Source organism: Anabaena sp. AL93, from assembly GCF_001672085.1.
GTDB classification, from domain to species: domain Bacteria; phylum Cyanobacteriota; class Cyanobacteriia; order Cyanobacteriales; family Nostocaceae; genus Dolichospermum; species Dolichospermum heterosporum.
Map to the genome: position 1 here is coordinate 1 of NZ_LJOU01000148.1, position 9,247 is coordinate 9,247.

8 protein-coding genes are annotated in these 9,247 nt (G+C 39.5%); 4 read left to right on the forward strand and 4 right to left on the reverse strand.

Annotated elements, in window-relative coordinates; all coding sequences use genetic code 11:
* Window positions 1–440 precede the first annotated feature (440 nt).
* A complete protein-coding gene (locus tag AN486_RS24965; protein ID WP_053539110.1) occupies window positions 441–866 on the reverse strand; it encodes a DUF29 family protein in 426 nt (141 codons plus the stop codon).
* A gap of 13 nt (window positions 867–879) precedes the next feature.
* Window positions 880–1,542, reverse strand: a complete 663-nt coding sequence (locus tag AN486_RS24970; protein WP_168636683.1) for a class I SAM-dependent methyltransferase — start codon at window positions 1,540–1,542, stop codon at window positions 880–882.
* A 44-nt stretch (window positions 1,543–1,586) separates the two neighbouring features.
* On the opposite strand from AN486_RS24970, the gene AN486_RS24975 reads away from it, so the two are divergent.
* Entirely contained in the window at window positions 1,587–1,718 is a 132-nt protein-coding gene (locus AN486_RS24975) for a hypothetical protein (RefSeq protein ID WP_290602890.1), read from the forward strand.
* Window positions 1,719–2,081: 363 nt separating this feature from the next.
* On the opposite strand, the gene AN486_RS24980 is transcribed toward AN486_RS24975, so the two are convergent.
* A complete protein-coding gene (locus AN486_RS24980) occupies window positions 2,082–3,890 on the reverse strand; it encodes a bifunctional serine/threonine-protein kinase/formylglycine-generating enzyme family protein (RefSeq protein ID WP_290602891.1) in 1,809 nt (602 codons plus the stop codon).
* A gap of 912 nt (window positions 3,891–4,802) precedes the next feature.
* Between AN486_RS24980 and AN486_RS24985 the strand changes: the two genes are divergently transcribed.
* Entirely contained in the window at window positions 4,803–5,741 is a 939-nt protein-coding gene (locus AN486_RS24985) for a phosphoribulokinase (RefSeq protein WP_290602892.1), read from the forward strand.
* A 246-nt stretch (window positions 5,742–5,987) separates the two neighbouring features.
* On the forward strand, window positions 5,988–6,719 hold the full coding sequence (radC, locus tag AN486_RS24990) for a DNA repair protein RadC (protein ID WP_053541262.1): 732 nt from the start codon (window positions 5,988–5,990) through the stop codon (window positions 6,717–6,719).
* Between the two features lie 67 nt (window positions 6,720–6,786).
* Here the strand turns inward: radC and radA are convergent, their stop codons facing one another.
* Window positions 6,787–8,325: a DNA repair protein RadA gene (gene radA / locus AN486_RS24995; RefSeq protein ID WP_168636686.1), complete on the reverse strand. Its 1,539-nt coding sequence runs from the start codon at window positions 8,323–8,325 to the stop codon at window positions 6,787–6,789.
* Window positions 8,326–8,495: 170 nt separating this feature from the next.
* Between radA and rpaB the strand changes: the two genes are divergently transcribed.
* A complete protein-coding gene (rpaB, locus tag AN486_RS25000) occupies window positions 8,496–9,224 on the forward strand; it encodes a response regulator transcription factor RpaB (RefSeq protein WP_015079764.1) in 729 nt (242 codons plus the stop codon).
* Window positions 9,225–9,247 lie beyond the last annotated feature (23 nt).

Genomic DNA, 9,247 nt, shown 5'->3' on the forward strand with positions numbered 1-9,247 from the left:
CTCCATATAAGTATCTGTTACCATGTTCTCATTTTTCTGTTGATTTAAAACGTTTTTTTAGTTTTTTATAGTCATTGAGGATAAAGCTTTCAATGATTCTGGACTAGGTTTTCCATTACAATCACCTCAGAATCAAAATTTCGTACTTAGTCGTTTTATTGACTATATATCTGCTTTAATAGTAATTATTCCTATTTAGCCTCAATAAATTTTAATCACCCCTCACAGGTATTAGTTCTTATGTACTAAATATATCGGTTTTCTTGGGGTGTGACACTTGGGGGTGCGGAATGTGGGATTTATAATTTATTTACAAGCACGACTTACGCGAAATATCTTTCAAATCCTCATTTCTCTGTGACCTCTGTGCCTCTGTGGTTCGTTATTCCATGAATCTTGCGTAAGTCCTAACAAGATAAAAAAGAAGTCGGGGATCTTATTTATCGTTCCCAAATTAAGTTCATTGCCTTTTTTATGATCTCTTCTTGTTGGACTAATTTGCTTAATTCTTCTGCTTCATGTTGACCTTCAAAAGCTTCAATTGCTGCTTTTTCTAAGGCTAAATCATAAGCATCTTCTAGGGTTTCTGCTAATTCTGTTTCACTCATGTAAGTTCCTTTCGCTTTTTCACGGGAATTACTGCGTTGAATTTGTTTGACAGAATTGCGAATAGAAAAATTCCAAGACCTAGTGGTGCGGTTTTCAGCAGCTTGTTTAATTAGGTGTAGAAGTAAAATGATGCCATAGCTAAATATTTTATTCAGTTTATCAGATTTGCTCATTTCTTCTAATTCTTCGACAATTAACAAGGCTTCCGTGATATTGCCTTGGTGCAGGAGTTCTTTGAGTGTAAGTAGTTCTTCCATGTGGTTGATTTTCCTAATTTTTCATCGCTAAGGTTAATCCGTCGGCTATGGGAACTAAACTCAAGGTAATTCGGGAATCTTCATGTAATTTGCGGTTTAAAGCCCGAATTTTATTAGTTTGATTATCCTGTATTTCTGTTTCTGCAACTTTACCTGACCACAACACATTATCAATGGCAATTAGTCCACCGGGACGAATTAATTCAAGACATTGCTCATAATAATTATTATAGTTACCTTTATCAGCATCAATAAAGGCAAAATCAAATGTTCCCGCTTCCCCTATCACTAATAACTTATCTAATGTTTCCAAAGCTGGGGCAATATGCAAATCAATTTTATCAGCGACTCCCGCTTGTTGCCAATAACGTCGAGCTACACTGGTATACTCTTCACTAACATCACAGGCGACTATTTTACCATCTGCGGGTAAAGCCAAAGCTACTACTAAGGAACTATAGCCAGTAAATACACCAACTTCTAAGGTTTTTTTTGCTCCTATTAACTTAATTAATAATGCCATAAATTGTCCCTGTTCAGGAGCTATTTGCATGATAGACCTGGGCATTTCAGCAGTTTCTTGACGCAGTTGGGTTAAAATAGCTGGTTCGCGGAGGGAAATTGAAAGCAAATAATCATATAGGTTTTGTTCTAAACCCAGAGTCTGTTTTGACATGATTTATATTAATTATTTTATGATAGTTCTTCCTTATCAATTTTATGATAACAAATTTAAAATCAAATGTCAACCCCCAAATCCTCCAAAATCCCAACAAACAATCATTAAACAACATCCTGAAAAATCCCAACTTCCCACAAACAATCATCCAACAACATCCTGAAAATCCTTAAATCCTAATTCAGACAAAATCATCTCCAAAATCCCAACAAACAACCATTAAACAACATCCTGAAAAATCCCAACTTCCCACAAACAATCATCCAACAACATCCTGAAAAATCCCAACTTCCCCACAAACAATCATCCAACAACATCCTGTAAATCCTGAAAATCCTGGATATCCTGATTCAGACAATTTTACCCCTTGACAAAGTTCTCAGTTTCGACTATGCTTATGTTATAGGTGGAAAAGTACGCCTCCATATATATAAGGTTTCCACATCCAGTATTTGTCTGAAAAAATTCCGCCTAACTGCGAGGCAAGGGAAAAGAAAAAAGAGCAGAGGGCAAAAGAGCAAGAGTATAAAGGGCTACTAAGTTCTCGCCGCACCACTACATACAACCCGAAAACCAAAAGCGTTGTAGTCGCTGACGAGGCGGTAGCTGCCGCGACAAGCAGAACGGCAATCTTCAGGCTCGAAGCACCACGAACCACCGCGCAGCGTCTTTTTATCGCTTCGACTAATCAAAGCACTGCCATTTATAGGCGCGTTTATATAATTCTCCTCCCAGTCATCTTCGCACCATTCCCACACATTTCCGTGCATATCATACAAACCAAAAGCGTTAGGGGGAAAAGTTCCTACATCTGTGGTTTGTTCTCGATATTTCCCTTTCCGTGCAGCAGCGTAGGCATAGTTACCATGATAGTTTACCAAATCTGGGGTAATACTTTCACCAAAATAAAAAGGTGTCGTTGTTCCCGCCCTACAAGCATACTCCCATTGTGCCTCACTGGGTAACTTATAGTTTTTACCTGTTTTTTGGCTTAACTTTTGACAAAATCTAGCTGCATCATTCCAACTCACTTTTTCAACAGGGCGATTAGCACCTTTGAAGCGAGCAGGGTTTTTTCCTATGATAGCTTGATATTGTGCTTGAGTCAAAGGATATTTACCGATAAAGAAGCTGGGAACAGTAACTTGATGTTGGGGACTTTCACTATCTCTTCTTCCCTCTTCATTTTCCGGTGAACCCATGTAAAATGTTCCTGCGGGTATTTCCACCATTTCCAACTTCACCCCATTTCCCAAATCTTCGACAAAGTAATTTGCTGAGTGGTTGAGTTTGTTGATAATGCTTCCTTTCTCGTTGGTTGTGACAATTTCAAAAGTGAAAGTTTTCAGGTTAGTTAAAAACCTCTCTCCCAACCTCTCTCCTACAAGGAGAGAGGCTTTAATATCCCCCTTCTCTTGTAGGGAAGGGGGGTTAGGGGGGTTAGGTTTTTTATTTGTTTGAATACCTAAATATTTAAACCATTCTGTAATAGACTGAGGACGGTTTTGATAATCTAACTCCATTCCCTTGAGAATAGCATCATTTACCTTTTGACTAATTTGAGAATTGTATTTTTGCGGTGGTTCAATCGCCATTTTTATATCTAGCATTATCTTAGCATTCAGATAAGGACTAGGCAGAGGAATGAAAGGAGGTTCATCAACGGCGATAATTACATATAATGTCGCAGCTAAAGCATAGATATCTAAAGCCGGAGTGAAATTACTTCTATTTTCAAATTGTTCAGGTGGTGCAAAAACCGGAGTTTTGGCATTTGTTAAACTCATCAATTCCGCAAAATTGACTTCTCTAGCTAAACCAAAATCAATTAATATGGCTTTATTGTCAGATTCTCGCAGTAAAATATTCGCAGGTTTAATATCTCGGTGCAGATAATTACGATTATGAATATAACTTAAAGCCTCGCCAATTCCTTTAATAATTTCTAAACCCGCACTTTCACTAAAAACACCATTCGCATATAAATATTGTTCTAAATTTTTGCCTTTGACATATTCCATCACCATACAAGATAAACCATTTTCTTGAAACAGTTCAGGATACACTTTGACAATGTGAGGATGATCAAAGGTAGCTAATACCATCGCTTCGGTGTTAAACTTGTCCTGTTCCTCTGCTAAAAATTCTGCAAAACCTTCTGTATTCCCATATTTATCTCGATAGCGTTGTTTCAAAAAGGAGACATTGAGGCTTTTGATAGCTACTTGTTTTTTGCGTTTATGATCTTGCGCTAAATAGGTAATACCAAATCCTCCCTGTCCTAGAGTATCAATAATTTCGTATTGTCCTTTTTTCAGTAGTTGCCCTGGGGTAAAATAAGCCATAATAAAATTTAAATTGTCTGAATCAGGATTTGAGGATTTACAGGATAAAGAGGAAAATAATTATATTGGTGGTTGAAAAGTCTATATATATGGGCGCACACTTTTCCACCTATAACATAAGGATAACTCAAGCTTTGAGCTTTGTCAGGCCTAAATTGTCTGAATCAGGATGTCCAGGATTTGAGGATTTTCAGGATAAAGAGGAAAATAATTATATTGGTGGTTGAAAAGTCTATATATATGGGCGCACACTTTTCCACTCATAACATAAGGATAACTCAAGCTTTGAGCTTTGTCAAGTCTTGATTGTCTGAATCAGGATGTCCAGGATTTCAGGATAAAGAGGAAAATAATTATATTGGTGGTTGAAAAGCCTATATATATGGGCGCACACTTTTCCACCCATAACATAAATATAGCTTAGTCTTTGAGATTTGTCAAGTCTTGATTGTCTGAATCAGGATGTCCGGGATTTGAGGATTTTCAGGATAAAGAGGAAAATAATTATGTTGGTGGTTGAAAAGCCTATATATATGGGCGCACACTTTTCCACCCATAACATAAATATAGCTTAGTCTTTGAGATTTGTCAAGTCTTGATTGTCTGAATCAGGATGTCCGGGATTTGAGGATTTTCAGGATAAAGAGGAAAATAATTATGTTGGTGGTTGAAAAGAACAGGAAAATCAGTTGTGTAATTAATTCCGTCTCATTACTTAACATCTATGGCGGTTCTCAATCTCTGCGCCTCTGCGCCTCTGCGCCTCTGCGTGCAAAAAATCATCCCATTACACCAAATCCAGGGAGTTTATGTAGAGATGTTGCAAAGATATAATTTTCTGAAGAAAGTGCTTATTCGCCCTCTAAAATTGAAGATTATTCTATAAACTTACTCGCGTCAGAGGAGGTATTCATGAGCCGTCCAATTATTCTGGGTATTGTTGGTGATAGTGCTGCTGGGAAAACAACTCTGACTAGAGGGATTGCTCAGGTACTCGGTCCTGAAAATGTGACTATTATATGTACAGACGATTACCACCGTTACGATCGCACACAACGGGCAGAAATCGGCATTACGGCGCTGCATCCTGATTGTAACTATCTGGATATCATGCAGCAACATTTATCGCTGTTACGGACAGGACAGGCGATTCTGAAGCCGGTTTACAGCCACTCTACAGGGACTTTTGAACCACCGCAATATATCAAACCCAGTAAATTTGTGATTATTGAAGGGTTACTAGGTTATTCTACCCGTGTAGCCCGTGATGCTTATGATGTTAAAGTCTATCTTGCCCCTCCTGAACCACTTCGCGCTGATTGGAAGGTAAAACGGGATACTCAAAAGCGCGGTTATACTCCAGAACAGGTATTAGCGGAGTTAGACAAGCGCGAACCAGATTCAGAAAGGTATATCCGTCCTCAGCGGCAATGGTCGGATATTGTGGTCAGTTTCTATCCTCCCAATGATGAAATTGATAACACCAATGGGCGCTTAAATGTGCGCTTGGTGCTGCGTCCTTCGATTCCCCACCCTGATTTTACGGAAATTATTCACGCTGGTCATAGTGATACCCAGTCGGCTATCCGCTTGGGACTGGATAGAGATATGGGAAAACCGGTGGATGTTTTAGAGGTTGACGGTCATGCAACTTTGGAACAGGTGAATAAAATCGAACGGATTATGTGTAATGATATGCCGTATTTAAATAATGTGTGCGATCGGGAAAGTAATCCAGAATTGGGTAAAATTGCAGGTACAACTGGAGAAACACTGCAAAGTTATCCTCTCGCCCTGACTCAGTTAATTATTACCTACCATATGCTCAAAGCTACGCAAATTTACCAGTAAGTAATTCCGGGTAGTATCTACAAAAATTAAAGATATTGTCAAAAAGGAATAATTGTGTCCACAAATAAGGGATAAATAATGAGTTAGCATTCAGCCCCCAGTTCTCAGCAATCAACCTGAAAATCTGAAATACAGGTAATTAAATGAATACCTCCTCTTCTTTGCTATTTGCTATTTCTGCTTTTCGCTGATAGCTGATAGCTGAATGCTATGACAATTATTCCCAATTCAAAATTCCCAATTGGTATGACTTATTGCCTGAGAATAGCCGACTTACCGGAAAATGAACGCCCCCGTGAAAGGTTAATGACTCACGGACCGAAAATTTTAGCTACAGCGGAATTAATCGCTATTTTGCTGGGTACTGGACAAGGCCCTGGTAAATTATCCGCAGTTGGTTTAGGGCAATATATATTACAGCAATTGGGTAAAGGTCAGTGTGACCCCTTAGCTGCTTTACGAAATGTCTCCCCCGCTGAATTAATGGAAATTCCCGGTGTGGGACCAGCAAAAGCGACAACTATCCTCGCTGCAATTGAATTGGGTAAACGGACTTTTTTATCTCGTCCTTCCGACGGAACAGTGATTGATAGTCCCATTGCTGCGGCTGCGGTGCTGAGTCAAGACTTGATGTGGCAAAATCAAGAAAGATTTGCCGTATTATTATTGGATGTGAAAAATAAGTTATTAGGCACAAAAGTGATTACAATTGGGACGGCGACGGAAACGTTAGCCTCCCCCCGTGATATTTTCCGAGAAGTCATTCGTCAAGGTGCTACAAGAGTAATAGTTGCCCATAATCACCCTTCTGGTAGTTTAGAACCCAGTGAAGCAGATATCGAATTGACTCGTCAATTATTAGCCGGGGCAGAACTGTTAGCTATTTCCATTTTAGATCATTTAATCTTAGGTAATGGCACTCATCAGAGTTTACGAGAAATTACAACTTTATGGGATGATTGTCCGCAAATTGATTGATATTTCTACCTTTTTTTCTACGTCTCCTAGTGCTTTCTCTGTGCGTGCATTGGGGTTTTTAGAACGGTTATTCATCCCCATCAGGTTCTAAATCTTCCTCTGTCAACTCCTGATGAGGAACAGCCGCGATAATTGCATCTATGACTTTACCTACTGGTAATATCTCTATACCAATTTCAGGAAATTTTGTGCCTTTAGGAACGATCGCTCTTTTAAATCCCAGTTTTGCTGCTTCCTTTAATCGTAGTTCCATTTGGGAAACCGATCGCACTTGTCCCCCTAATCCTACTTCTCCAATTAAGACTGTACCAGGATCAACAATGCGATCGCGGAAACTGGCAACTATGGCAACGGCAATTCCTAAATCTACTGCTGGTTCTTCTACATTTAATCCCCCCGCAGAAGCAACATAGGAATCTAATTTGGACATAGGAATACCCACACGCTTTTCTAATACGGCGAGTATTTGCACTAACCGATTATAATCTATGCCTGTACCTGCTCGGCGAGGGGAGGGATAACTAGTAGGGCTAACTAAAGCTTGTAATTCCACTACTATTGGTCTTGTTCCTTCACAAGCCACTACAATCGCTGTACCTGGAGCCGGATCATCACGATTGCCTAAAAATAGTTCAGAAGGATTATCAACTTCTCTTAATCCTTGAGACACCATTTCAAATATACCAATTTCGTGTGTTGCTCCGAAACGGTTTTTTACAGTTCTTAATAGGCGATGGGAGGCAAAGCGATCGCCTTCAAAATACAATACAGTATCAACTAAGTGTTCTAATACTCTCGGTCCGGCAATCGTGCCTTCTTTGGTAACATGACCAACAATTAACATCGTAATATCTTCATGTTTTGCCACCTTCATCAAGGCTGCGGTACATTCCCTGACTTGAGCCACTGAACCCGGTGCTGATGTCAAAGCTGGTAAAAATACGGTTTGAATACTATCTATTACTGCCACATTTGGCTTTAAAGAGTCTATTTCTCGTAAAATTTCTTCTAAATCCGTCTCTGGTAATATATATAGATCCGCGCCTATACTGTCAGGATCTATAGGTTGTTGAGGATTTGTCACTGGTGCTTGCGGATCTTTATTTTGATGATCTTCTGTGACGACAAGAGGAGGTTTGGACATTCCCAAGCGAGAAGCACGCAATTTTACTTGTTGTCCAGACTCTTCTCCAGTAATATAGAGAATACGATATTTTTGTGCTAATTGGTTAGATACTTGTAGTAGTAAAGTAGATTTACCAATACCAGGATCACCACCAATTAATACCATTGAACCGGGAACAACACCACCGCCTAAAACTCGATCTAATTCGCCATAACCGGACTCCCAACGAGCAATTTGGCGATCGCTAATTTGGTCAAAAGTCAGAGATGATCTAGCTTTAGCTGGTTTACCATGAGATTTACTATGACCTCCAGCTTGCCAATTTCCCACCCCACCCCGGCCAGGTATATCCCCCAGAAAAGAGCTAATATTCTGCTCAACTAAAGAATCGTAAGTGTCACAATTTGAACATTTTCCGAACCATTGGGAGAATTCCGCTGCACAATTACTACAGATATAAATGGTTTTTGGCTTTGCCATGCTTAAATTTTAGATAATAATCTTAATTTTTCATTAATTCTTGGAAAAAACCGAAATTTAATCGTAGTAATAGTTAGAGCTTTTTCCAAATCAATTCATGTAATGATATCTTAATATTATGATATTTAAAATTAATCATGAAAAATTTTAGTTAAGGAGCATGACAAAACTTGGAAAGTCATAAAGAAAAAATCCTAGTAGTAGACGACGAAGCCAGCATTCGTCGGATTTTGGAAACACGCCTTTCCATGATTGGCTACGATGTGGTGACAGCAGGAGACGGAGAGGAAGCTTTAGAAATATTTCGCAAAGCTGAACCAGACCTGGTAGTTTTAGATGTAATGATGCCAAAACTCGATGGTTATGGCGTTTGTCAAGAATTACGCAAAGAATCGGATGTCCCTATTATTATGCTCACCGCCTTGGGAGATGTCGCAGATCGCATCACCGGGTTAGAATTAGGTGCTGATGATTATGTCGTTAAACCATTCTCACCCAAAGAACTAGAAGCGCGGATTCGTTCAGTATTGCGACGAGTAGACAAAACAGGTGCAAACGGTATTCCTAGTTCCGGGGTAATTCATGTCAGCACCATCAAAATTGATACAAATAAGCGTCAAGTTTATAAAGGTGATGAGCGGATTCGCTTAACCGGGATGGAATTTAGCTTATTAGAATTGTTAGTCAGTCGCTCAGGTGAAGCTTTTTCCCGTTCAGAAATTCTGCAAGAAGTGTGGGGATATACTCCTGAACGCCATGTAGATACTCGCGTTGTGGATGTACATATTTCCCGATTACGGGCAAAATTAGAAGATGATCCCAGCAACCCTGAACTAATTCTCACCGCTAGAGGTACTGGTTATCTTTTCCAACGCATCCTAGAACCGGGAGAAGAGTAGGCAGGGGGGCAGGGGGCAGGGAG

Excerpts from the sequence above, each read along its gene's own strand:
- AN486_RS24985 (WP_290602892.1), top strand. The coding sequence starts at position 4,803 with ATGAGCCGTCCAATTATTCTGGGTATTGTTGGTGATAGTGCTGCTGGG.
- AN486_RS24980 (WP_290602891.1), bottom strand. The coding sequence starts at position 3,890 with ATGGCTTATTTTACCCCAGGGCAACTACTGAAAAAAGGACAATACGAA.
- AN486_RS24975 (WP_290602890.1), top strand. The coding sequence starts at position 1,587 with ATGATAACAAATTTAAAATCAAATGTCAACCCCCAAATCCTCCAAAAT.
- AN486_RS24965 (WP_053539110.1), bottom strand. The coding sequence starts at position 866 with ATGGAAGAACTACTTACACTCAAAGAACTCCTGCACCAAGGCAATATC.
- radC (WP_053541262.1), top strand. The coding sequence starts at position 5,988 with ATGACTTATTGCCTGAGAATAGCCGACTTACCGGAAAATGAACGCCCC.
- radA (WP_168636686.1), bottom strand. The coding sequence starts at position 8,325 with ATGGCAAAGCCAAAAACCATTTATATCTGTAGTAATTGTGCAGCGGAA.
- AN486_RS24970 (WP_168636683.1), bottom strand. The coding sequence starts at position 1,542 with ATGTCAAAACAGACTCTGGGTTTAGAACAAAACCTATATGATTATTTG.